General features: G+C 39.4%; 3 protein-coding genes. All 3 read left to right on the top strand.

Annotation, left to right across the window (positions count from 1 at the left end):
- The first annotated feature begins 42 nt into the window (after positions 1-42).
- Genes H538_RS24360 through H538_RS0118145 form a run of 3 tightly spaced genes read left to right on the top strand, consistent with a single transcriptional unit; the run spans position 43 to position 1,286 of the window.
- Positions 43-375 carry a response regulator gene (locus H538_RS24360; RefSeq protein WP_154658026.1) on the top strand — a complete coding sequence of 111 codons (333 nt, stop codon included), beginning with the start codon at positions 43-45 and terminating at the stop codon, positions 373-375.
- A gap of 3 nt (positions 376-378) precedes the next feature.
- Positions 379-804 (top strand): arsenate reductase (thioredoxin), encoded by a 426-nt coding sequence (gene arsC, locus H538_RS0118150; protein WP_026678788.1) that lies wholly within the window; start codon positions 379-381, stop codon positions 802-804.
- A 17-nt stretch (positions 805-821) separates the two neighbouring features.
- The gene (locus tag H538_RS0118145) at positions 822-1,286 is read left to right on the top strand and encodes an ArsI/CadI family heavy metal resistance metalloenzyme (protein ID WP_026678787.1); all 465 of its coding nucleotides are present in this window, start codon (positions 822-824) and stop codon (positions 1,284-1,286) included.
- Positions 1,287-1,418 lie beyond the last annotated feature (132 nt).

The raw sequence follows: 1,418 nt of genomic DNA, 5'->3' as shown, positions 1-1,418 counted from the left end.
AGGAAGTGATACCATAGAAAGATAGAGCTTTTTGTGTTAATAATGGGGAATTTTAAAACGGCATTTTTGGGGAATTTTCAACTGAGGTTGACAACTGGAGAGGAATTTCTAAAACATAATAACCCAAATGAATTCGGGCTAATTATTATCAATGTTCAACTTGGAGATGTAGACGGTTTAAAGCTTTGTGAAACAATAAGAAACAAGGGAATCGATGTTCCTATATTGTTTTTGACCACATCGTTTAATCAAGAACAGTGTTCTTGTGTTGACGCAATGGATATTTTGAACAAACCCTTTAGCTTAAAAGATTTATTAAGTAAGGTTGAACAAATGCTGTTATTAAATAATCCAAAAAATGAAAAAGGAGAATGAAAAATGGATAACAAAAAATTGGTGTACTTTCTTTGCACAGGAAATTCTTGCAGAAGTCAAATGGCACACGGTTTCTTAAATGCTCTTGGTAGTGACAAATACGAAGTTAAAAGTGCAGGGCTTGAAGCTCACGGGCTTAATCCACGTGCCGTTGAAGCAATGAAAGAAGCAGGAGTAGATATCAGCCATCATACTTCTGACATAATCGACCCAGAAATTTTAAAACGAGCTGATTATATCATTACTTTATGTGGTCACGCAGCGGATAACTGCCCAGTAGTGAACAATCCAAATGCAATCAAGTGGCACTGGGGATTTGATGACCCTGCGAAAGCAACAGGAACAGAGGAAGAAATTAAAGAACAGTTCCGCAAAGTTCGTGATGCAATTAAATCCCGTGTTGAGCAGTTCGTTAAAGAAGGCAAATAAGTCTGGGGAGGATATGAATGATTAAAAGAATGCACGTAGCTGTAAATTGCTCTGATTTAGAAGCTTCCTTACAGTTTTATCGTAGTTTTTTTGGGACTGAACCCACAAAGGTAAAAGACAACTACGCTAAGTTCGAATTGGAAGACCCAGCTTTACACTTCTCGCTAAATGTGCGCCCTTTTGAGAAAAAGGGAGTGTTAAACCATTTGGGCTTTCAAGTTAATAACACAGAAGAAGTTTTAGTTATGGGCGAACGGCTAAAAGAAGCAGGGCTTCTAACCATTGACGAAATGGGAACGACTTGTTGCTACGCTGTTCAGGATAAAGTTTGGGTTTACGACCCAGACGGAAACGCTTGGGAGATTTTCTTTACCAAAGAGGACTCAGAGTTTGAATCAGCTGGTGACCCCCGTGATATGTCGCTTTGTTGTGCGCCGACTCCTACCCCTGTAACAATTGAATTCGGTTCATTAAAGAAGTAATGGATAACCCCTTCCTTGCAAAATAGGAAGGGGTTTATAAGGAGCATTCCTGTTAGAAGGTTTTCGGGGACTTGAACAAAAAGAGCCCTCTTGGTATGATGCGGGGTGTCAATCTGCTAGAATTGACCCCTA

It is taken from the genome of Fictibacillus gelatini DSM 15865, assembly GCF_000430745.1.
Lineage (GTDB): Bacteria > Bacillota > Bacilli > Bacillales > Fictibacillaceae > Fictibacillus_A > Fictibacillus_A gelatini.
This window is presented reverse-complemented; position numbering and strand designations above follow the sequence as displayed.